The sequence below is a fragment of the Nocardia cyriacigeorgica NBRC 100375 genome (genome assembly GCF_000308555.1).
Lineage (GTDB): Bacteria > Actinomycetota > Actinomycetes > Mycobacteriales > Mycobacteriaceae > Nocardia > Nocardia cyriacigeorgica.
In genome coordinates this window covers 4,902-31,016 of sequence record NZ_BAFY01000319.1, presented here as the reverse complement: position 1 = coordinate 31,016, position 26,115 = coordinate 4,902, and the positions used below count along the sequence as shown (strand labels likewise).

Below are 26,115 nucleotides of genomic sequence, written 5' to 3'. Positions count from 1 at the left end.
AACGACGGTGGCGGAGCTGTCCGCGGGGCCGGTCGATCAGATGATCCAGTGGTTCCACCCCCCGCGCTCCGCTCACTGGCCAGAGCTCGGGCCGACGCCGAGGAAGCCGTGCGTGAAGCGTTACGTCCGGCGACGCGGCTCGGCATCGACACCACCCACTTGCTGGGAAAGAGCACCGAGGAGATCGCCGACGCGCTGCTCGGCATCATGACGGACACGCGGCGCGCACGGATGGACGGGGCGCTGCGCAGGCTCGTCATCGACGGCGTCATCGCTCGGGTGCTCGCCGAAGATCGCGAGTTCACCAAGATCAACGAGATGTTCGTTCCGCTGCGGCGGCACATCGAAGGCTGGCATCGGTATGTGAACGAAATCCGCGACGCGTTGCCGATCCTGGTGGCGAGGCAGATACTCGCGGCGGAGGGCGCGGAGATCCTGCACGAGGGCATCGGGCTGGTGCGGGACGAGCAGTCCGCCGGCGGCTGGCGCGTGGTGGTCGCGTCGCCGATGCTCGGACAGATGCGTCTGGTCGACACGATCGAAAGCGATTTCCGGCGCGAGGTGGCCGAGAGAGGTATTCCGATCGAGTACCGGCACGTGTGGGTCGAGGACGACGGACGCGTGACGGTGAAGCCGATTCCGGGCGACGACCCCGAACCACTGTGGGGTGCCAAGTATTACATCACCGATGAAGGCCGGCTCTGGCTGAACGATCTCGCCGACGACCGGCCTTTTGCGGAAAAGCTGGCCGAAGCGGAGAATTCGGGCGAGGCCGAACGACGAGTCCTCAAAGTAAAGACGACCGACTCCACCATGTCGGAGGGAGTCGTGCTGGTCGTCTACAACAACGGCTTCCACGCGGTCGAGAAGACGGTACGCACCGTCGACCACGCCGACGCCGAAGAACTCGCCACTCGCACACTACGTGCTATCGGTGTGCACACGCCCGATATGGTGCGGCGCGATCTCCTTCTCCTCACCGAGTACGTGCCGGCGGTCATCCACAACCCGATCGGACGTCTCAGCGCGAGTGCCTACCGTTACACCCCAGACGGAAGGCGGAACGGGCTCGGTGACCTCCTCATTCGACCGTGGGATCGGTACGAGGGCGCGAATCTCGGAGTTGTTCAGGATGTCCGTTTGGTGCCCATCGACCACAGCAATTCGTTTGAATACGAGGGGCCGATCGAAGGGCTCTCCGCACAGTTCGTCGAATGGCACAGCGATGGACCGAGGTACCTGGAGCACAACCTTCCACGTGCCGAACTCGCCGAGATCCAGAGCCGAGTCGCTGCCCTCGAATCCGACTATGCGCGATTGAACCGGATTTCCTGGTTCGAGGACGTGGTATCCCGGATCGAAGGGGTACTGGGCAAGGCCGAGGACGACGCGGGACCGCCGGCCCTCACCCTCTCCGAAGTCATCGGGGAACTCGAAAAGCTCCGCGACGACCTCGCCGAGCGGTTCGAGGTGCCCTTCGCGAAGAACGAGGACATCAGTCCTCAGCAATGGCGCGAGGCCGTCGATGACCTGCGCCGGGAGTTCACCGAGCGCTATGACCAGCAAGCGCTCGTTCAGGTCGATCGATTCGACGACCTGAACAAACTGCTCGTCCCCGCGTATCTCTTGCAGACGCGCGCCATGGAACTGCTCGAAACCGACGACGCGTGGCCGGGCTTGATGGATGCGTACCTGGACGTGCTGCGGCTGCGCCTCGCCGACCTGGCAGCGGGCGGACGCTACCCGGTGCCGAACAACGAGACCGACGCGGAATGGCAGGCCCGTTTCGATAGCGAAATCCAGCGAAGCGAAGCCGAACAAGCGCAAGCCGAATTCGCCGAACTGCTCGGGGTGGCACCGGCACTCCTGGGCGAGCGGGAATCGGTCTGGCACGCATTGGAACTCGCCCAAGCGGAGTGGCGGTCGATGAATGCCGAGGCCCGGGACCGCGCGATCGGACACGGCACCCTCGGCCGAATCGGCGAGTGGATCGCGCAGCGACTCGGATACGACCGCGACTTGCGAGAGGCGCTGGCGCGCGGTATCACGCCCGAAGAACGAGAACGATTTTATGTCCGGCTGCGCCACCTGGAGGACTGGCTGCACAACATGCTCCAGCTGGAGACGTCGAATGCGCAGTGGCATGCGCCGTCGAACGAGGACCCGCTGGCGGAGTTGCGCGATATCGGTGCCCGAACACGCGCATCCGATTCCGCACCTAACCCCGTTTCACGACTGGTCGAGCTCGCCGAGCGTTTCCTGGACATGAACTCCGGCCGCCACCTCGGCGCGGACCCGCTGCTTGACATCGTCCGTGCGGTGAACCCGCTGGCTCCGCGGGCGGCTGACAACGGCGCCGATTCGGCATACAACAACTGCGCCGATTGCGCCGTGGTCACCGACCGCAATATCGACGGCCACAACTACGTGGCGTCACCGCTGGAGACCTGGGCCGGTATCTATTTCGAGGACGGGCAATTCCGGTCACCGTTCATCGACGCGCATTACGCGACGACTTTCCAGCCGGTGACAAGTCTGGCCGAACTCGAGACCGAGCTGTTGGGCGGAGGACACCTCGCCCGCGGCATGGTCGCCTTCCGCACGACCGATGGCGGCAACCACGTGCTGAACGTGGTCAACGAACACGGCTTCATCCGGTACCTCGACGGGCAGGTCGGCCGTGACGCCACCACCGAGATGCGATCGACGATCACGACTCTGGCGGATTCCGCGCGATCGGGCGAACCGCACGGGGTCTACTTCCTGAGGACCGACGGTCAGTTCACCGGCTTCGCGGCCGGCACCAGGGGCATGGCCAAGGACCTCGACGCCGCGCGGGCCGGCGATCTCACCGGTGCCCAGCTCCCCCAGCCCGGCGAACCGTCGGCCTCGAACCCCATCCTCACCGCGGACCAGAACGTTGATGCCTATGGGATGGTGCGCTGGGATCTGCTCGAATCCGAACACATCATCCCCGCGATGGAGACGGCGGTCGCGGAGTACAAATCCGAGATCGCCGCGATTATCGCAGATCCCGCTCCGCCGACGATCGCCAATACTCTCGACCGGTTCGCCGCGGCAGGGAAGCTGCTCAATCGGGTGGTGCTGACGGTTGCGGTCATCGCCGACAACCACAAGGATCCCGAACGGTTCCCCGGCATCGACGAGATCATCCCCACGATCAGGTCGATGAGATCCGATCTCATCCGGGAAATCTTCACGAATAGGGCTTTCTTCGAACGGGTGAAGACCCTCCACGAACAGATTGACGAGCTGGCCCTCGCTCCGGCGACCAAGGAACATCTGCAACGCCTCTACCAGGACTTCCGCCGCACCGGCATCGACCTGCCGCCCGAGAAACAGCAGCTGCTCAAAGAGCTCGATGACAAGATCGCCGACCTGATCGGCGCCTACAACAAGAACATGCTGGAGGCATACCGGGACGCTGCCATCCATGTCACCGATCACGACGACCTGTCCGGAATGTCTGCCGCGCAGATCGAAGCCGCGAGGCTCGCCGCCGAGTCGCGGGGCCTGACCGGCTACGTCATCGAACTGACGCCCACCTCTTCCGGAAACAACCAGCCGCTGCTCGATGTGCTGGACAACCGTGAACTCCGGGAACGCCTGTATCGCGCGTCCACCGAAATCGGCAGCCGCGAAGCCCACAACAACAGTGAAATCGGCCTCGAGGTGGTGCGATTGCGCGCTGTCCGCGCCGAGGTGTTGGGCTATCCGAACCACGCGGAATTCGTCGCCGAGGAAGAGCCGGTCAGTCCGCAGCAGTGGCTCGCCTTGCTCGATGAGCTCATCCCTCCGGTGGTCGCCGCGGCGCGTGAAGAACTGGAACGAGGCGCCGAGCTACTCGGCATGGAGAGGCTGGAACCCTGGGATGTTCCGTACGCCACCACAAAGGCTCAGGAGGCATTGGACGCCACCGTCGACACAACCGCACGGCCCGCCGATGATGCCCGGAACCATCCGAAGCTCGACAGGACACTGGAATCCAGCCTTCAGTTCGTTCACTTCGTCGCCGAGAATCCGCTCGAGCTCACCTACACCGAGCGATTCGATATTCCGGTATTCCATCCGGATATCCGAACGTTCGATGTCACCGCAAAGGATGGACAAAAGGCGGGGCTGGTTTTGCTCGACCCCTTCGCCAGGCCGACGAAACGCGGGGGTGCGTGGACCCACGTTCTGGTCGACAAGTTCGTCCCGACCGGGCAGCTTCCGGTGTGCATCGTCACCTTGAACATCCCCAAACCGCCACCCGGAAAGCCTGCTGCGCTGACGGAGAGCGAGCACAAAACCCTCTTCCACGAGCACGGGCATTCCTTCAACATCATTCACGGATCCGGTGCCAACGAGTTGCTCGGCATGCGTATGCCACGCAGTTGGGCCGAATTCCCGGCTCTCGTGACGGAGATGTTCGCGTCTGATCCCGCCGCACTCCGGCGTTATGCGGAGCAAAACGTCACGGGCACAACCATTCCGGAAGATGTAGCCGCTGTCGCGCCGGCGCCCAGGCAACCGACCAAGGGAATCGCGACGGCTCGTAACCTCGCCTACACCGTCCTCGATTTGATGTGGTACCAAAGCAGGCCGGACGAGTTGCCATCGGGAGCGGATCTGCAGAGAAAGATTCGTGAACTCGAGGTGGCCGTACTGGCCGAGCGCGGGCTCGATCTGCCGTATGTCACCGACAGTCATACCCTCCAGCACTACGGGCATATCATCGGCTCCAATTACGGCGGTGTGATGCACGCCTACCTCGTAGCCGAGATCCTCGCCAAGATATCCGCGACGACTGTCGAACGGCTCATCGATCGGCATGGGATTTCGCACGAGGCGGGACACTGGCTGATCGATAATGTGTTGGGTCGCAATGAGACCGGCCTGCGGGAGTTCGTCGACTCACTCCTCGGTCATTCCCCGGATGTCGGCGGGTTCCTCGAAGAACGCGGCATCCCGGTCGAACGGCCCGCTGCTGCGAGCACACCCGCTTCCTCGCCGGGAATTGCCGTCGATCAGCAAGGCTCCGCGCAGGGGCGCATCCTCATACCGTCAATTGAAGCTTCCACACCACGGAACGGAGGAAGCCCAGGCCCGACACCGGGGCCGCATCTCGCGTTCCAGCCCGTCGCGGACCTCAACCCACTCGCACCGGAACGCAAGCCCCACAAACGTCACCGGCAAGTACTCGGCGGACTCGGCCTGAACCCCGCCATCCTGAACCACACCCATCCCGACGGCGGCGGGCAGGATTGGGGTAGCCCTTCCTTCGATCACCATGCGCCCGCACCCGCCGGGCGCGACCAGGCCGAACCTTCGGCAACGCATCCCCCATCGACTCCGTGGGCTGCAGAACCGTCTCGCCGAACTGAACCGGGAGCCTCCGATCTCGCGCCGCGAGCAAGCGCTGACCAGCGGCCCGAAGCGCGGATTCGGTGGACAGACTCCGGATGGGAAGTCACCACCGACAATCCGGCACCACGGCGTGCCGAGACGGAACAGCCTGTCGACCAACAGCTCCACGCCCTGGAGCGCGAGCGAGACGAGCTGATCAACGCACTCGGTCTGGTGGCCGGGCCGGGTCTCGAACTACCGATGGTTCCGATCCGCGAAGCGATCGCCGCCATCGCGACCCGCATAGCCGCCGTCCGCGCGGACGTGGCCGCCCGGCTCGGGGTGACGTCCGAGCAGGTCGAGCACATAACGCTGGATCGCCGGATCTGGGCGCTGCGACAAATCGAAAGCACCCTCTATTCGTTGCGGCAGCACGAAACGGCGCTGTCCCGCCTCTCCGAGATACTCGATCAGCACCGCGCACTCGCGGAGGCGGCCGGCATCCGCGATGACCGCGCGGAGCTCGCGGTACCGTTCGACGACTTCGACCGTAGCCGCGGCGAGGTGATGCTCGACTTCGATCTCGTCGAACCCAGGATCGAAAGCCTGGCCCGCGAACGCGACGCGCTGGCCGCCGGACTGAATATCGACCAGTCGCGACAGCTGACTCCGAACGCTGCCGAACTCGCGGCGATCCGCAGCGGGACCGAACGCGATTGGGTCGACCTCGCCGCCGATATGCACGTCGACCCCGCGGTACTCGCCGACCTTCCGCTCGACATCTTCGGCGATCCCGCTCGACTGGCCGACGATCCACTTCAGCCGCTGGCGGAACGGTTCTGGCTGGCCGACAAACAGCGCGGCGACATCTTGCGGCGCGCGGCCGACGTCATTCGTCTCGGCACGGTGCTCGCCGAACACCAGCAGGCCACCCGGGTACTCGACGACGAGGTGGCCAGGCGCGCGCAACAGCTCTTCCCGTCCCAGCCCGGGCAATGGATCACCGACCACGTCAAATACCAGCCGGCCGTGGATGGCCGTTCCGCGCAATTGTGGATCGTCGCCATGTCGGGAAGGCATCGGCGGGCCTTGCTCGAGGCCGTCGCCGTGCGGGGCGGGGAGTACCCCGAGCTCACCCGCGCGCTGACGCCGGAGTCGCCGTTCGACATCTTCCATGCGCATGTGGGCCCGAGTTCGCAGGGCAGTGCCTACCTCATCTCGACCGAGCGTGTCGGACCGGAAAGACCTCTGGACGCGGCCGAGATGAGCTCGACCTTCCTGCTGATGTATCTCACCTATCGCAGCGCGAATCTGCTTCCCGGCGCGCCTGGCTTCGACACATGGATGAAACCCGTCGGCGCGATAACCCCGGCAACGAAGGTCGGCGACATCGCCGCTCGGCTCACTGCCGCCGGCGGACGCGCATCCGGCGAGACAGTTGCTCTCGTCCGCGATACCGCCACCGTCGCCGATGAACTGTTCAGCTCGCGCGAGGTGGCGCGGAGGTTCCTCAACCGCGAGATCTCCGCATCCACGCAGTGGCGCGAACCTCTGGCCGGGCGACCGCGTGCGGAGACGAGTCAAGAGATCAAAGTCGGCCGGCTGAAGATCGATATCCCGATGGCGCCCGACGGCCGCGGCGGGGTGGAGGTCGCACAACCAGAAGGTGGCTTCGGCACAGACGTCGTGATCGCCCGATATTTCGATGGCTGGCACGCCGCGAACCCGAAGCAGCTCGCGAACAAGATCAAAGATGCCCTGCGAAAAGGCAGCGTGGCGCTGTCTCCGGAGGTGAAGCCTGGCGCTGAATCCGCCCGCGCCGAGTCGTTCGATGACTGGCAGCAACGCTTCGCCGACGAGCTCGAGCGGGCCTCGGCATGGATCCCCTCCGGCACCCCACGAGTTGATATCGTCGATCTCTGGAACCGCCTGTACGACGAGCAGGAAGTATTCGAGCGACACGGCCACCGCGCATGGTTCACACAGATCAGGGCCCACCTGGCTCAGCTCGCGCGCGAAGCGCCATTCGACGGGACTTTCGTTCCCGAATCGGAACACGCGCCGGATCCCGCCGTCGGTAACCACGCCACAGCCGATCCGTCTGTCGCCGTCTCGAATTCGCCGTGGCGCGCCCTTGCTACCGACAGCGACGCGTCCGAACCAACCGACCGGCCCGACCACGTCGATGCGGAAGATACAGGCGCCCAGCCCGTTTCGCTTCCCGAGGGCCCCTCGACCGACGCACCTGAACCGCTCGCCGACAGCTCGAACCCGCTGATCGCCGCGGACCAGAACGTCGATGCCTACGGGATGGTGCGCTGGGATCTGCTCGAATCCGAGCACCTGATACCTGCTATGCGAACCGCGATCGCGGAATTCCTCGCGGAGATAGACGAGATCTCGAACGACCGAGAACCTGCGAACATCGCCAACACGCTGGACCGATTCGCTGCTGCGGGAAAGCTGCTCGATCGCGTCGTCAATGCGGTCCATGTCATCGCCAACAACCTGAAGGATCCCGAACGGTTCCCCGGAATCGACGAGATCATTCCGGAAATCTCGGCGATGGGGTCCGGTCTTCGCAGTGACATCTTCACCAACACATCGTTCTTCGAACGGGTCAAGGCACTTCATGAGCAGCATCAGCGTGGTGAACTGGATCTCGATGCTGCTACCGCAGAACATCTGGAACGCCTATACCAGGATTTCCGCCGAACCGGCATCGACCTACCGCCCGGAAAACAGGAGCTGCTCAGGACGATCGACAAACGGATCGCCGAACTGATCAATGAGTACGACACCAACGTATCGGCGGCTACAGAGGCGGCGGCCCTGTACGTCACCGATCTCGACAGCCTGTCCGGCATGTCGCAGTCGCAGATCGACGATGCGAAGTCCGCGGCTGTAAAGCGGGGTTTTACCGATGGCTACGTCATCGAGCTCACCCCCGCCGCTTCCGGTAACTATCAACCACTGATCACGACGCTGGACGACCGAGCTCTGCGCGAGCGGCTGGAGCGGGCGGCGACCGAAATCGGCCGGGGCGGACCCCATGACAACACTCAGATCGCGGTCGAGGTGATGTTGCTGCGCGCCGAACGCGCCAACCTGCTCGGCTATCCCGATCACGCCACGTTCGCGACGGAAGACGAGCCCGTCAGTCCGCAACAGTGGTTTGCGCTGTTGAGCAAGCTCCTCCCGTCGATAGTTGCCGCAGCGAAGGAGGAATTGGCAGAAGGTGCCGAGCTGCTCGGCGTGGAGCAGCTGGAATCGTGGGACGCGCCCTACGCCCGCCGCCTGGCTCTCGCCAATGTCGACGCCGAGATCGCGCAGATCAGCAATAAGGCACAGGACTACCTGATCCTGCATCAGGTACTCGAGGACGGGTTCTTCGCCTTCGCGAAGGAATTCTTCGGCCTGACTTTCACCGAACGCCCTGATATCCCGACGTTCCATCCGGATGTCCGCTCCTATGAGGTCACCGATGAAAGAGGGAATAAACTCGGGCTGATTCTGCACGACCCGTTCGCAAGACCAGGGAAGCGGGGCGGGGCATCGACGCAGGGAATCATCAACAAGTTCGTGCCGACCGGGCAACTCCCCGTATGCGTCGTCACCACCCACTTCGTCAAACCGGAAGCCGGCGAACCGGAAAAACTGATCCCGGACAACGTCGTCACCATTTTCCACGAGTTCGGGCACGGCGTGAACATCACTGTCGGTGACGGCGTGCGAGAGCTGCTCGGCAGCCACAAACCACGCAGTTGGGCCGAGTTCCCGGCCCAGGTGATGGAAATGTTCTGGTCGCGTCCGGAGGTCATCGGCAAGTACGCCAGGCATTACGAAACCGGCGAGCCGATGCCGCCGCAGATGATAGAGGCGCTGCTGGCAACCAAGCAATCTCGCCGCGGCGTGGGTACCGCCCGCAACTTCGCCTACACACGTCTCGATCTGCTGTGGCACATGAGCACACCGCACGGCCTCACGCCGGCAGCGACCGAGCTGCGGGCGCTGGTCCGTAGTCCCGAAGACATCCCGGCAGGAACGGACCTCGAGGCGCTGGTCCGCAATCTCGTGAACATCCCGCCGGGCACGGACCTCGCGACGCTGATCCGCGATCTCGAGGATGCCGAACTGGCCCGACACGGACTCGGTCTGCCGTATGTCCTCGACAGCCATCCCCTGCAACATTTCGGCCACATCATCGGCTCGTCCTACGGCGGTGTCATGTACGCGTACCCCGTCGCCGAGATACTCGCCAAGATCGTCGCCAGAACGACCGAGCAGCGAATCGAGCAGGATGGGTTCACCCGCGCTGTCGGCGACTGGATGCGTGAAACGATCTTCCGGCACGAAGAGATCGGCCTGCGTTCGATCGTCGAGGGGTACCTGGGCGACGATCCGGACGTCGGCCCGTACCTCGAATCGCGCGGTATCGCCGTTGATCGACCCACCCACGGCGGCGAAACACCCACTAAGTCCTCGACACCCGGCCCCGAGGTCGGTTATCGCCCCGATGCCGATTTCAATCCGTTCGCCCCCGAACGTCACAGGCTGATCGGCAAGCCTGCGCGGCTGTCCGGCCCTGACGGCCGAGACCCGGCCGTCTTCAACCGCTACAACGAGTTTCCCGAGCGTCGGGCCGCATCCGATGACGCGTTGCAAGACAGCACACCGAGTCCCGAGGCGCTGGCTGCGCGCCAGGCACTCGCGCACTCGGTCGGTGTCGAACTCGATGAGGTAACGCATGGACGGGTGCGGGAAGCCTTGCGCACCGTCACGATGGAGCTGCGGCTGTTCGATGACGCCGATTGGACGCGCGCGCTGGCTACGGGGGATCTCCCCGGAATCCGGGGGTGGTTCGGGGAGCTGATCGCGCTGCATCACACGATCGCCGAATCCACCGTGCGCGGGAACAACCCGGGCACGGTGGCGGATCGAACACGGGCGGTCGAAGCGCTCAACCGCGAGCTGGCCACCATGCTGGGTCTGCGCGAACTGCGGCAGGAACCAGTGGCGGACTGGGGCAACGACGAATTGAGTGAGCTGCGGTCGATCCATGAAAGGACCGGCGAAACAGAGCAATTCGAGCAGTTCCTCGAGGCTCTCGAAGGATTCCTTGCCGTCGACCCGGCCCAGTTCGTCGTCCAGACCGATCCCGGCCTGCCGGTGGGCCTGTCAGGCGTCGACCGCAGCCGCCCGGTCACCCAGAAAACCATCGCCACGCTGACCGGAAAGTCGCGGAGCACCGTCTCGCTCGCCGTGCGCGGGCTCCCCGGTCCCAGCGCCGCGGATGCCGCGTTGATCCGCCGGGTGGCCAGTGAACTCGGCTACCCGCTCTCCGAGCCCCGCGCCGCGCAGACCACCGCTGACGCCGCATCCACCACGACCTTCGATCGCCAGCAGCCCTGGCTCGGCTTCCATCATCCGCAAGACCGGCCGCACGACGGATGGAACGACACCTCCGGAGTGCCCGCCGCACGCTCGGCCTCCGAATCGGCTCCGACCGAACCACCGGTCGCGGCGACCCAGGCAAGTGAGGCGGACGACGCTACACCGACGGTGTTCGCCGATGACCTGGCTCTGGACGAGCGACCGGTCGGGCAAGCCGTGGTCCGCCTTCTGGAAATCAGGCAGGACAGCTCCGCGGAAGAAGTTCGTGAGCAGGTTCGCGATCTGGTCGGCGACCTGTTCGACGGAGGCACCAACTGGCCGGATATGCGCGATGACATGTTGCTGCTGCTGATCGATGAGATCGCGAACAACGTCCGAAACCAGCCACTGGCCGAGGGTGTCGTGGTGGTGACCTGGTTGTCGAATGCGGGCGACGGCGAGGCGGTCGCTATCGAAGGCCACGTGTACGGCGCGAACGGTGCGCCGGTGTTCCTCGGATCGATGTATGAGCATGCGCGCCAGGCGTTCGCGGAGTTCGGGATCGAGGGCCGCGCGGGCAGTGTGGACGGTACAACTCGACGCGCTCGACGTGTTATCGAACGTCTGGCTCTGGCCGAGGCCCTATTCCTATCCGCCTACACCCAATCGCCTCGGCTGTGGGCGCAATCGCGGCCGAACCTGGCACCGATATACGGCCACGCCCACGGAATCGAGTACCGACCGGACGGAGCAGGGTATACCGCGTGGGTCGTGTTCGGCGACGGCTCCAATACGGCCGATGACCTCGTCGCTGCCTTGACCGATCGCGAAGTCCCCGAGCTGGGGCCGAGCACGAATCCGGTCGCGGATCAGGTTGCCGAGGGGCTGCGCGACGAACTCGTCACAGCGGCACGACGTGGCGCCGGCCAACTCGTGACCGCCCTCACCGGGTCCCACAGCGACGTGTCGGTGAGAATGATCGAGGCCGAACCGCATCAGATTCTCCTTCTGGCCACAGAGCCCTGGCAGGACGAACCGTTGCCGGCAGGTCGCCCCGGCTACGCGGAAGACGATGACGCTTCCGGGCCGGTCTACCACGACGATCCGGACCGGCCCCGGCCGACATCCGCGCGCGTGTCGCTCGAGGACCCGGATCTGGTCGAACGACTGGCGGCAACGATCGAGGGGGCAGCCCCCGGGTGGCCGGCGATAACTCGCTCCGAAGTCGCCGGCATCGTCCAAGAGGTTGTGGCTCACGCCCCGGCCAGTACCCGGGTCATGGTGTCGGCCGATCCGCGCGGTGAGCTCGGTTTGCGTGTGACAGTCGAGTACCGCACACGTTCGGACACACCCCCAGAACTCGTCGCGGCGTTGGAACACGGAACCACTTCGTGGTCGATCGATGCCGATGCTTCCCATCGGCGGGTCGTGGCCGATTTCCGGCGGATCGACCACTCACTGGTCACGGCCGCTACCAGGGCCGTGACCGATGACCCCGTCGTGGACTCACGAACATCGGAGGTACTTCCCCAACGGCGCAGTGTCCTGAACGCCCGTGAGGTGGCTCGTGATCTGCTGTCCGGTCACGGCGGGCATCACGACGCGGTCGAAGTGATGAACCTGGCTCAGAATCTCGTGCAGAACGCCGTGTACTCCTGGCAGGAGAACACGGTGTTCACCGCAGAGATCACCCGGTCCGGTCTGGTGCACATGGCGATCTCGCGCGATCACGCCGACGTCGGCAGGGTGATCCAGCACGAGGTGATGTACCGAACATCGGAAGCGCCACCGCCAGAAATCCACCTTACGCACGACGCAGATATCCAGGCTGTCACCGCTGAAATCCAGCGAACGGTGCGCGATGCGATGACACAGCACGGGTGGACCGATCCCGCCGAGATCGAGGCCGCCGAAACCGTACTGGCGCACCAGTTGTCGAATTTCTCGGCAAGAGCAGGAAACGATGGTCCGTGGCAGTTGGCAGTGGAGGTATCCGGAGCAGCCGGCAGCAAGGTATTGACCTTGACCGCGAAAGGGCCTCACCGCACCGAACGGATCGACGAGCTGTTCCAGCGCACGGCCGGCTGGGCGCCGCAATCGCCCGCCGCGCTGGCGTTCTACGGCAATAGCTGGCTGGTCCGGCTACACCTGTCGGCCGGCGGTGATCCGATCGCGAACGCGAGCGATTTGTTCGACGGCAGCGACTCTTTCGCGCAGGCCGAACGTTTGTTCACTGCCGCCGATGATTCGCTGGAGTTCGCATACTTCGTCGACCAGGTATTCGACTCTGTTCCCAGCGATCTCATCCGCCCTGACGCCAGGGCGATGGCGATGTCCGTGACCGACGGTCTAGTCGAAAGCCTGGTGGCGGACCGCGGTGGTGAGGTGTTGCTCACCGCCATGGTGACAATGGGCTCGCACGGCCTGGAATTCCGGGTAGCGCTCGCCGACCGCCATCCCGCCGGCGGCGCAGCCGCACCGACCGACGAGCTGTGGACCGCGAATCCCCCGACGCGTTCGGGAACCACGCCATGGGGCGGCGGCACTATCACGTGGGCAGCATTGGACCTGCGGCCGGAGGCCGCGGGAGAGATCGGCGGCCTCGCACAACGGACACCTACTGCGGCCGGCGCGGGCGCGGTACATCCCGCCACGATCGACGAGGTCGACACCAACGCCGAAGTCCTCGGAGAAAGTGGGCGACCCGAACGCGAGCCTGCTCCGGCGCTCCGGAGCGCGGACGATGACCTTACCGACATCGATGCGACAGCACCCCACCCCGAGGGGGACTCCGCCCCCTCTCCCGCTCCGGCCGACCGGTCTGCTTCCCCGAGCCCCTGGAATCGCCGTTCCGGGCGGGCAGCGCCCATACCGGCCGACGCACCAGGTCGCCGCCGCACGCCCTGGCAGTCGGAAGGCGATGACCCCGGCCCCGAGTTCAATCCGTTCGCTCGGGAGGACTATCGGCTCGTCGGCAGGAACGCGCCGTTCACGAGGCCTGGCCGGAACCCGGCGGTTTTCAACCGCTTCAACGATTTTCCCGACCCCGGCAGACGTCGATCGGCCCGTCCCGGCCCGGTCGCCCTGCCGACACCTACCGATCTCGAGTTGGCGCGTCAGGCGCTGCGGAGGGCCGCACCTGACGCGACCGCCGCATGGGTGACCCGCCCCGATGACGCGCAGAGCCGACGGTCGGCAGCGTGGGAAATCGGTGAGTGGTGGTACCGGCTGACCGCTGACGAGAAGAGCGCGATGGTCACGGTCTATCCGCTCGAGATGAGCGTGCGGGATGTGTTCCCCAGAGAAGTGTCCGCGGCTGCGGCCGAGCGTTCCTTGAAACTGCTGGTACAGAGCTTGTCCTCGCTCCCGGAATCGGCACTCGGCGATACCGAGCGCCTGAAGTTGACGTATGCGCTCCGCCTGTGGGACGGACTGGTAGAAGCCGAGCGACGCGCTGATCCCGGATACGAGGTCCTGCTGCTGGCATTCGACCCGACGACTCTGGTGAGCCGCGTCGGACTGTCCGGCAGCGGTAACGGCCCGCTCTGGCACCTGCGGGTCGGCCCGAATGACGCCGCATGGGTCGATCAGCTGCTGCGCCCCGGCCCGGACGAGCAGGCATCGGCAGTGCATCCCGGCCGCCGGACCGGGCGTCCGCGCTTCGAAGTGAATGTCGGCCCGCTCGGCGAGCAGGGGCCTCGCCTCAGCGACGCCGACGCCGAACATGCCGCGATGCACGCGGGCGACGCGATCGCCGAATGGCTCGAACTGCGCCGCTGGCGTAGCGCCGAACACCTCGCCACACTGCGATCGGCGATCACCGAGCTGGTCGAGCAGTCGTTTGCGGCCAGCAGCGGACAGGTCACTGTCAGCGCGCACACCACCGGCACGACGTATGGGCAGCGCACGGTCACCATCGAGGTCATCGACAACAATCCCGAGGCATCGAGCGCTTCTGACCTGGCGGCACGGTATCGGGCAGACGACGCCGGCGTCGTCGTCCTCGACGACCGCAGGTCGACGTGGCTCAGCTTCGAGGAGTCGATGATCTTCCGGTTGCTTCCGGATGGAGTCAGAGCCGAGGAAATGCTCGGCGAGACAACCGTTGAACGTCTCGGCGGTTCGGATCCCGGATTCATGGCCGGGCGTGTGGCCCTGCACCGTCTGGGTTTCTCGGCACAAGACGCACCCGGATTCGAGGCCGACGTACGGCCCGCCTATCCAGAGCCATTGCCATGGCCACCAGGCATGGTCGGGTCGATCACCATGCCCGCGATGATGATGCCCGCCAATTACGCCGCGGCGGCCGTGGCTCGTACCGCGGACTTTCGCGCGATCGGTATCGGCGTCTCGGAGAACCGACCGTTCCGGCACGAACGGGATGTGCTCGAGCCGAGCCCGTTCGTCAGTGACGAGGAATGGGCGTGGATACGGCAGGCCGGCGACGAAAACCTCGTGCGGGACGGGGTCCATCTGGACCGGTTGTTCCGGGCCGTGAAAGACGCGGTCGCCGAAGCTCTCGAGCCGCTGACCCCGGAACTCCTGCGCAACGAACGTCTCATCCAGACCGTGATCGATTGGAACGCAGGTTCATTCCGGGCACACCTGCCCCAGAACGCAGCCACGACCTTCTTCGGCGCACCGGTGCAGACCATCGACGGACGATGGATCGCCCGCGACGGCATCGTGCTCGCCGTCGCCACTGTGCCGAACGAACCCGAGGAAGCGACACCACCGCGAGAAGCCGCTTTCGAGTCGCCTGCCTCCGCTGACACGAAAGCCACCCATCGACATCCGACCCCGTGGGGGAACACCAGCACAGGGCGCCAGACCGCTTTCGAACCGGCAGCCGGCGAAGGTGAAACGAGTAACCGTCGCCCTGACTCTCCGCCTGTCGATCCGAGTCCGCATGCCCAGGGTCCTATGACATTCCCGAGCATTCAGTCCACCGCGAGCTTCGGGGAATACAGCCGCGTCTTCCGAGAAGCGAACGGTCTCAGCAGGCCCGCAGCGGCCCAGCTGTTCGGGATACCAGAGCCAACGATCAAGAGGCACGAAAATGGAATAGGAACGAACCTCAACGACCTCTTGATGCTAAGAGCATATGATCGTGTTCTGCACCAGGCCGTCACCTGGAACGAATTAGCCGAAAGGTGGGGGTCCGACTACCGGATGAACCGCAACGGTGAAACCGTACCGGAGCCGGACGATCACACAACTCTCGCCGCATACGTCAAAGCATTGCGCCTCTTCCACAGAAGAACTCAGGAAGAATTTTCAACGCTGACCGGCATCTCCTACGGTACGATCCTACGGTCGGAAACTCCCGGTCATACGCCGAGTTTTGATTTCTTCGTTCAGCTCGGCGAGGCGCTCGAATTGCCTCCCGCAACGCTCCATAGAGCTTTGGAAAAGTTCCGTTCACCAGAGCTTGCCGACCGCTACTCGGCCATGGCCGAGAAAACTCGCCCGTCGGTGGAATCGCCGATGTTCCCCGAATATCGGATTGCTGGAGATTTCAGCGAATATCTGAAGGAATTTCGCCGAGCTAACGGCTACACGAAGTCAGAGGCCGCCCGCGCCCTCGGAACCACTCTGCAAACGATTACCAACCACGAGACCGGAACTTCAGACACCGCCACATCGCTCTTCTTGCTGAAGATATACGACCGGTCGCTGCACCGGGCCGGCCCCTGGAACGATCTAGCGACGGCATGGGGATACACCTACCGCATGGCTGCCGGCGATGAGAGCTTACCGGTGTGCACGGACTACGACTCCATGCACGACTTCATCAAAGCCATACGCCTCTACCACCGAATGAGCCAAGAGGAATTCGGATCACCGATCGACCGAACAAAGGCCGAGATCGCACACTATGAGACAGGGGTCCGTCAGCCGGGAACCGAGATACTCCTGAAAATCAGGCAGGAGTATCAGGTACCGACCGATTCCCTCGCTGCCGCCGTGAACAAATACTACGGCAGCGAACACGCCGACCACTTCCGCGAGGAAGCGAAGGCGCACGTCGCCTTCCCGAAAATTGGCGCGACCCGTTCACTGGGCGAGTACCTGCCCGCCTTCCGCCTGCTGAACGGATACGACATCTCCACCACCGCTGCAGTACTCGGAGTGACACGCTCGACGGTCAGGCGGCTCGCAGAAGATCTGACATCGGTCGAAGAACTACGCATGCTGGAGATCTACGACAGAATCCTACACCGCGCCGGCCCCTGGAACGATCTCGCGGAACGTTGGGGATTCGGTTATCGAATGAGCCCCGATGGTGAGACTGTTCCCGATCCCCGAGACCATGATTCGATACAGGACTTCATCCGTGCAATCCGCCTGTATTACCGATTGACCAAAGCAGATTTCAGCAGGCGAACGGGCAAGCCTATTGCTGCCTCGATCGAAACAGAGCAACGCAGCAAACCCCGGGTGGTAACCCTCCGGCAGATCCGAGATGCTCTGGACCTGCCTAACGACATCCTGGTAGCTGCGTTGCGGCGCTTTTACTCTCCCACCGAATCCAAGGGAGGAGATCCGGGACAGGATCAGAAGTTCTGGGACTTGATCGCAACCCGTCCCGGATCGTCCGAAGAAAAGACGCTCCGACGCCAGATCGTCGAAGACTACCTATACATCGCCGAGGTCGAGGCGCGCCGATGGGAAATTCGTGGTTACGAACGTAGCGACCTGATTCAAATCGGCCACGAGGCGATCATCATGGCGACCCGGAACTTCGTGCCGCCAGGGAACTTCACTTCTGCGGCCTGGTCCGCCGCCCGTAACGCCATGCGCAGGAGCTACTTCGAAGTTCGCTACCCAGATGCGCGTACACGCAAGCTTCTCACCAAGGTCGGAAGCTATATACACCAGCGCACGAACGAAACAGCGACGCCACCTGACGCCGAGGAAATCAGCGAGGCGTTAGGGATAACTCGTGACGAAGCCACCGAGGCCCGGAGGATCTTCGGACTGAGAGAAGATTCGCCGCCGCCTCCGAACAGCACCACATCAGAACGGCACCGCGAGATCCCGAGCCCGGTCGTGGAATCCTTAGGGATCGAACTGCCCGCTGAGGTGCGGGAGAAGATGCGCAATGCTTTGTCGGATCTACCGGAACCGGATTTGGCAGAGGCAGTCGTGCTGCTTCTGCATGTCGGTGGCATGTCCAGCGACACCGTGGCCCGGATCCTGACGATACCGTCCGATCTGGTCGACCAGATCGGTGCTGAAGCCCTGGAGAGATTCCGGGCTGCATTCCCTCGACCGAGGTCGGAAGGAGAAGATCCTGAGCCTCAGCCTTCTCCCGATTCCTCCACTGCATCAAGCACGATGCGAGCCGACAGATCCTCGTCGAGCCCGTGGAACCGAACCACTTCCGGGAACCCCGATCGCGCGCGGCCGTACAACGGCGGAGCTTCCACTCGGGTAGTCGGCCGGGACGGCCTCGATCCGTCTATCTTCTATCACCATCCGCCCGGCAGTGATTCGAACGTTCCCGGATCGCCAGGCGACCACGGCGATCCCGCGACTACCCAACCGGAATCGGAGAGCACCCCTCAGCCGAAGCCGAAGGCCTTGTGGTTATTCGCCGACAACGATCTGTTCGCGCGGATTCGGGATGCCCTCGACACTGCTGCCCCGTCGTGGCTGGGTGAGCGGCGTGACGCAGTGGCGGCGACTATGGCCACCGTCGCCGCCGATGCGCTGAACTGGACGAACGGGCCCAATATCAGTGCAATCGTCCAGCCGCTGCCGCACGATGGCGTGCGGTTTGTGGTCGAGAACGATGGCGACAGCAAGTTGCCGCCCGATGTCGCGCGCGCCCTCGACCGCATGGCCGGCGCTTGGCGCGCCGAGATGCCGCAGGGGCGACGCCGCATCGTGGCGGAGTTCGCGCGCATCGATGATGTGGTCGGCCGGGCCCGTGAAGCTGCGGACTGGGAGGCACGGTTCGCACCGTATTTCTTCAGAGTCGATGAGGACGTGCACTACCGGCAGCTCGACATCGTTCCGAGCCGGGAGGCGGTGAGCGAGGCCGGACAGATCGTGCGCGAGTTCATGCACGAGCACGGTTACGGCACCGAGCGCGAGATCAGTGAACTCGCGGCGCTGGCGGAGTCGATCGTGCAGCTGACGGTCGACTCGTGGGGCAGGAACAGAACCTTCGCCGTGCAGATATCGCGATCGGGTGTGCTGTCCCTGTCGATCACGAACAACCATGCCGGGTACCAAGACAGTACCGATTACGAGATCATCTACCGCCCTTCGACCCATGCAAGTACCGAACTGAGCATCGCCCGCCCCGCGCCGGTCGAACCACCAGCAGCCGAGCACTTTCTCCCCGCCGATGTCCAGAACCCGTTCGACGGGCCCGACGGAACTGTTCGCGCAGCACACCACTTCCCGGCCGGCATCGATACAGAGCAAGCCTATGGCCGGACACTCGAACTGATCGACCGAGTGTTCGCCGACGTGCCCGCCGCGGCGATCCGCGCGGACGCGCGCCCGGCCGCGGCCATGCTCACCCTCGAACTCGTGCACCACCTCGTGACAGCTACCGGCGACGAGGCGATGCTCACCGGCCAGATCACCGTTGGCCAACATGGTCTGGAATTCCACGTCACCGTGGGCGATCGAGCCGACGCCCCCCGAGGCGACTCCGCATGGCGGGTGCAGGACCTTCTCGCTCCCGACCGCGCGATCCGGGTGGGCACCGAACCGCGAGACGGCGGCAAGATCACCTGGGCCATCCTCGACCTGCGCCATGAAGCGCGCGGCAGCGACTTCGATTCCGGCGCTGAAGTGCCCGCTGACATGCGGCGCTTCGGCGCGGGCGAAACCGCCGGTCACCAACAGTCGGCAAGACGACCAGCATCCGAGCGCTCGGGCTCCTCTGCGACCGCGAATGGCTCCACGCCATGGGCTCGAGGGTCACGGGAAGTACCCGCACCCGCCCACGCACAGCAGCGAACCGATACCGTCACCGAGGCCATCACAGATTCCGACGACGAGGAAATCTACGTAGTCTCCGACCCCGACGAGGAGTTCGTCGTGGCGCCTGCCGAGCAGTTGGCGACCATCACGGAGGTCAGCGAACTTCTCGACGAGGCAGCGATGCGCGCCTTGCGCGAATCGCCCTTGCTCAGCGAGCTGCTGCCGGCGGGCGAGTATCACTTCCTCGGAGCGCCCGACGATTCCGGGGTGCACATGTCTGCTGAACTCGCCGAGGCGCTGCGGGATTTCGCGATGGAGCACTTCCCGCGCCGAGCGGGCGGCTCACATGACGTCCACGTGGGACTCGGCTTCGCGATCCGGACGATGGCACGCCCGGACAACGCGTTGGATCTCGTGGTCTGGAAGGACGAGGCCGCCGTGATCGCGGCTGCTGCGGGGAGGATGGCGGGCCTGCCGCACATCCTGTTCAACGGTGACGGATTCCGCATCGACCGTTACGCGGGGGTTCCGCTGTCCGACTTCCATGACATCGGTATCCGCGAAAAAGTGAATGCCGTTCTCCGGAATTTCCACAGCCTACCGCTGGAAATATTCCCACCTGTTCCGCCGGAGTATCCGCGGTCCGGCGATATGACCGGATTCATCCGGATGCATGCCCAGCATTACGAGGAGGTTTTCCAAGAGGCACAACGCTCTTCTCCGGAGTTCCGCGCGGCGAGCATTGCACTCGGTTTCGGTCAGCGGCTGACCGAAGGTCTGGAAGATGGACTGGGCACGCTCCTTCCGGAGCCGTGGGTGCCGCTACATATGGACGTCAAGCCGAGTAACGTCCTGATCGACCGCAACGGGAACGTCACCGTCGTAGATTTTCAGCTCGCCGGTCCGGGACCACAGCGCCTCGACGGCATCATCGCCACCCACCGGAACGGGACCGCGGCCGGGGCTGTTCCCGAGGAAGTCACCGGAGTGGAGTACCCGTTCTGGGCACTGCTCGATATCTGGCGATCCTCTGTTGACCTGCTGCGAATGGTCCGGCTACAGATCGCCGGCGAGTTGGACGACTCGCAGGCGTGGATGTTCGCCAGCAACCTGCAACTGGCGATGATTCGCGCGTTCGACGTCACCGGGCGTACCTATCCGATGATGACGCGCCGCGAGCTCATCACCCTGGTTCGCACTACCGTCGACCGGGTACGAGCAGAGCGGGCCGAGGCGACGAGCCACGCATCGGACGCACCCGAGCAACGTACGCCACAATCTGCCGACTCCTCTCGCGCGCAACCGATCGACGAGAACGAACTGCGAATTCCGTTCGCACCCACAGAAGTCGCCCCGGAGGTAGCCGACACCACGGTGCCCATCGGGACCTCGCGCGTCCCGAACCCCGATGTCCCGCTCGACGGTGGAGGTCGGACCCCCTGGGACCGGGGACCAGCGCGCCGGCGGGGGCAGCGTGCCGTCGAGCGGCTCGCGGAATTCGACCATGACGGCGGCGGCGCGTCTCGGGGACACGACCCGACGGCCCGCCCCGATGCCGCCAAGGCCGAACCGGGCGCACCACCGTCGACACCCGATCACGGCCGCCGAGGCACCGGATCCGAACAAGTCGCCCGTCAGCCCGAGGATGCGCAGCGTCCATCGATCTCGGGCTCTGGTCACGACAGCACGGATATCGAGGCCGCACTGGTGCGGTATCCCGGTTTCGGATATATCGCCGACCGCCCCGCCAACGATCCGGGCGAACCGACCGGTGCGGAGTTCTTCAACACTGCTCACCAAATGGCATGGGAGCTCGACTGGCTCGCCGGGAACGGCGCGAGATTGGGTGCGCTCGGCGCATTCGCGCTGGCTGCGTTGGAAGCGGAAAAGCTGCTCGGAATGCCCAACACTGGCCCTGGCCCACTGTTGATCGTGCAGGATCGCCCCCGAGCGCCGGGTGAGATACTTCCGACCTGGAAGATGACGACGCTGCAGCCCGGCTCGCCGGATCGGCCCAGCGTCATCGGCGAAGTTGCCCGTGCCCTGTCGCTCGATGAGATTCCGCAGTACGCGTACATCTCCCTCGTGGGAGCGCGCCCCCTGCTCACCCGTGATATCGCCCTGACGATGACCGTGCTGTCGGCGGCCGAGAAGGAACGGTTCGCACCGATCCCGCGCGACGGGGTCTACACCCTCCAATACCCCGGCTGCCGGATGTATGCCAACGGGACCGAGGACTACCTGCGAACCAGGTATTACGCCGATGTGCTGCTACCCGAGATCGCGTCCCGGACCTTCTATGGCTACCTGATGGACGATGTCGTGGCGCCCTTCCAGGTCCGTGCAGCGGCCGAACTGGTCGAGGGTTATGCGCACCGTGAATTGTCCGCCGCCGAGCAGGTCGGTCGATGGTTCGCCGCAACAGCATCGAACATGCTGGCCGCGCCGTCGGAGTCGGCGCCGCAGATCCTCCGGCAAGCACTCGACGCCGGAATTCACGACATCCCGAGGAACTCTGTCGAGAACCGGACACTCCGCCGATTCGCCGCCACAGTCAGCGAACTGCTCGCCGGTCACAGCGATCTCGGCTCCTATCTTCATCACCGGGCGTTGCCCGAGTACCAGCAATACATCGACCATGTAAAGGAGACGGTCCGCCACCGCCATCCCAACGGCACCGCACACGTACCCTTCATCGAGAGCATCACCAGTGCACCGACTGAGCCGGTGGAACCGCCGAGGCCGGTCGTGGAACTCGATGCCATCGTCGAGAATCCGGTGTTCGCCTCTGCCCTCGAGCCGCATACCGATCCCGCCTTCGACCGCATGAAGGCCGAGCACTTCCCACCGGTATTCGAATACGCGATACAGCAACAGTGGAATGCCATCGAAACGATCGCCGCGAACCGCGGGCCGTGGACAGCCGAGAACGCGCTGCGCCCGTTCGCCGAATCGGGGCGTGCACTCGGTGCGGTGAAACAACTGTTCAGCGAGAAGGCAGCGGTGGATCGGGACGAGGCGACCGCGCAGTTCGAGCCGATGATTGCCGATATGCAACAGGCCCACCAGAATCGCGTGCTGACCGACCCTGCCTTGGCCGCGATCTTCAAGCATGTGTACGAGCACCGCGGCGAACTCGGGCTGACCGAGCGAGAACGCGGATATGTCGAGTGGAAGTATCAGGATTTCGTTCGTGCCGGTGCGTACCTGACCTCCGATCAGGACCGGCGCGAGTTGGCCGAGATCAACTCGGCACTGCCGAAACTGCGCACCGAGTACAAGGACAACCAGCAGAAGGCGATCGAGGCGTTCGAATTCCGGGTCGATACCGTCGAGCAGCTCGACGGCCTCAACGACGACCAGATCGCGGCCGCGCGCGACCGTGCCGGCGAATCCGCGGGTTATCTGCTGCCCAAGCCCCCCGCGGCCAGTGGGGTCTGGTATCCCTACCTTTCCTATCTGAACGACCCGGAGCTGAGCCGTCGACTGTACGAGGCCGTCTCGAGCCTGGCCATCGGCGGCGCCTACGACAATTCGGCGAATGTGATCGCCCAAGCGGAAATGGCAGCTCGCCGCGCGCAACTGACCGGGTACGCCCACCATGCCGACTACGTCACCGCCGGCGGCATCTTCGAATCGGTCGAGGAGATCCAAGCGATCCTGGGCCAGATCGCCTCCGCGGCGTCCGACGCGGCCAGGATCGAACTTCCCCGGCTCGCCCAAGCCATCGGCGCCGCCGAAATCCACCCCTGGACCAGATTCCGGGCCATCGACGTCGCGCTCGGCACCATGATCGGCCTCGACGAGCAGCAGATGCGTGAATACTTCGTGCTCGATCGGGTCCTCGTCGACGGCGTGTTCCACCTGGCGAATCTGCTTCTGGACCTGTCCTTCACCGAGCTGTCGGGCGACAGCAAACCACCGGTGTGGCACGAAGACGTTCGAGTATTCGCTGTCACCGACGCGAACGGAAAACACATCACGAAGGTCTATTTCGACCCGTACGCCCGCGAAGGGAAGAATTCCGGTGAGTGGACCGACCCGATTCGACTGAACTTCACCGGACAGAATCCTTTGATCGGTGTGCACCTCAACCTCGTGAAGCCGCCGCCGGGCACGCCGACGCTACTGACGCCGCACGAGGTCAAGGCGCTGTTTCACGAGTTCGGTCACGAACTGCATTTCAGCCTGGGCGAAGGCACCTTCGAGGCGGCCAACCGACACATCGTGTTCGGGTGGCTCGAGTTCGTGGCCAAGATGTTCGAGCAATTCTGGCAGCACCCGGAGGTCCTCGCGAGGTTCGCGGTGCACCACGAGAACCCCGACCGGCGGATGCCACCGGAGATGCTGGCTCGGTTCGAGGAGTGGCGGACCGCCTACCGAGGCACAGCCACCATTTTCCGGCTGTCCGGCGCCTATATCGATCTGGCCTGGAGCACGCTGACCCCGGATCAGGTCCCGCATGGTTCCGACGCCGTCGCACTCGTCAAGGATTTCGACATGGCGGCTCTCGTCAGGGCAGGCATCTATTTTCCCGAGATCGGCCACCTGTACCCGTCGCAGTGGTTCCGGCACCTGTACGGGGATATGGGCGGGTTCGGGGTCTATTCCGGTCAGTACTCGTCGTATCTGATCAGTGATGTATTCGCCCCGATCGCCTTCCGCCGCCAGATCGAACCGGTGATCGCCGCGCACGGGCTCGGACGCGAGGTCGGAAATGTCTTCCGGGAGCTGGTCTTCGGGCCAGAGGAGAACAATCTCGCCCACGCCGTGCGACGCCTCATCGGAACCACCTTCTCCGTCGACATGTTCCTCGCCGACCAGCGCCTCCTGTGGACCCGCGCCCTGGCAAAACTAGGCCCCGGCGCGACCCCCGATTGGCTGACCACCCCCACCGCCCGCCCACCGGACACCGACCTCGCCGGATGGTGGAACACCCAGCTGAACGCCGACGAGCAAGCGGCGATGATCCAAGCGTTCCCGGACGAAGTGCTGGCCATGGACATCAGCCATTCCCAGGACACGGTCGAGGCGGCGACGTCACGGCAGCAGACACTGCGCGAATACGCGCGACAAGCGCAGCGCACGTCCCCGCTTCCCGGCGCCAGGGCAGGCGACGAGCCGCAGACTCGCGCGGACTCCACCGAACTCGCCCGACCCGGGCGGCGCGACCTCGACGCCGAGGACATCGCCATCCTCACGCTCTTGGCCGACGGGCACTCCTTGGCCGAGATCCGCGCCCAGCACTATATGTCGCGAAGTACGCTGCGTTCTCGCCTCGATGCGATTGCCGCGAAACTCGGGACGGACAGCACGATGGGCTCTGTCGTCCGCGCCTGGCAGCAGGAGTTGCTGCATGTCGGCGAGCGTGACGTCGTATCCCCGTCGGCCGGGTATTTCACCAGTGACGAGGTGGAGACGCTGACCCTGCTGGCTCGCGGCATGTCGAACGCCCAGGTCGCCGAGCACCTGCGCGTCTCCCGCAGCACCGTCCAGGACCGGTTGGCACGGGTATTCGACAAACTCGGTGTGCACGGGCGGATTCCGGCGGTCCTCGCAGCATTGGACCGACGTGTCATCAGCATCGAATCTGCCGATGCCCAGCCCGGTTCCGTCGCCCGGCCGCATTCGGGTGCTCCTGCCGACACGCGATCGACCCCCGATGTAGTTCCTCCGCCGGTGATGACCGCGCGGCCGGAGATGCCCGGTGAGCCGACGCCACTCCCACCGGGGCGGGGAGCACAGCTTCCCATCATCGGCGTCGATCTTTCGACCGGACACGATATCGAGATCGACCCGAATGATGTGCGCACGGTAACCCTGCGCAACGAGCACGGGCACGACGATGTGGTGTTCCTGCCGTCGAGCCACGACCGCGACGACGCGTTCGCGCACTGGGCCAGCCGGCCCTACCGGGACTTCGAGCACATCTACACCGCGTACCAGCTACCCGGCGGGCCGCCGTTCAGGTACGCCATCGCGTCGCCCGAGCCCGCAGTGTGGCAACGGGAACTACGTGCGACCGGGAAAGCACCCTTCATCGTAATCACGCACGCCACCGCGGATTTCTACTCGCTTCAGGTTCGCGTCGGTGATGCGTGGCAGGACGTGTTCGTCGGGGGTGAGGAGTACGCCCGTGTGCTCACCAATAACGCTCAGTTCATAAATCTGCTCGCGCAGGACGAGTACCGGCCGCTCATCATCGGATCGTGTAGCCCGGCTCAGAACGGTAGCTCGACCGCACAATTCACCGCTGAGTACCTGATCAACGAGGCCGAAATGGACCGGAATATCCACCTCGCCAAGTCGGTGATGATGTTCAGCACCACCGGCGATACCGCGCGGCTTGCAGTCGAAGCCATGATCACCCGTAACGGTGCTCATCTGCCCTTGTTCGATTCCTGGTGGGGATCACCATGGGCATTCGAGTACCGGCCCGACCGCTAG

3 protein-coding genes and 1 pseudogene are annotated in these 26,115 nt (G+C 64.5%); 2 read left to right on the top strand and 2 right to left on the bottom strand.

Going from position 1 to position 26,115, the window contains the following annotated elements; all coding sequences use genetic code 11:
- Positions 1–120: 120 nt before the first annotated feature.
- Both RJ05_RS32555 and RJ05_RS32550 read right to left on the bottom strand, forming a co-directional pair.
- Entirely contained in the window at positions 121–891 is a 771-nt protein-coding gene (locus tag RJ05_RS32555) for a hypothetical protein (RefSeq protein ID WP_255220968.1), read from the bottom strand.
- A 30-nt stretch (positions 892–921) separates the two neighbouring features.
- The gene (locus RJ05_RS32550) at positions 922–2,088 is read right to left on the bottom strand and encodes a hypothetical protein (RefSeq protein WP_255220967.1); all 1,167 of its coding nucleotides are present in this window, start codon (positions 2,086–2,088) and stop codon (positions 922–924) included.
- A gap of 21 nt (positions 2,089–2,109) precedes the next feature.
- On the opposite strand from RJ05_RS32550, the pseudogene RJ05_RS33060 reads away from it, so the two are divergent.
- A pseudogene (locus RJ05_RS33060) lies at positions 2,110–2,619 on the top strand (hypothetical protein); the annotation flags it as partial.
- 192 nt (positions 2,620–2,811) lie between these two features.
- Positions 2,812–26,115 (top strand): M3 family metallopeptidase, encoded by a 23,304-nt coding sequence (locus tag RJ05_RS27030; protein ID WP_255220965.1) that lies wholly within the window; start codon positions 2,812–2,814, stop codon positions 26,113–26,115.

What these genes read in the sequence shown, in the direction of transcription:
- RJ05_RS27030 (WP_255220965.1), top strand. Translation starts at nt 2,812, where the DNA reads ATGGCCAAGGACCTCGACGCCGCGCGGGCCGGCGATCTCACCGGTGCC.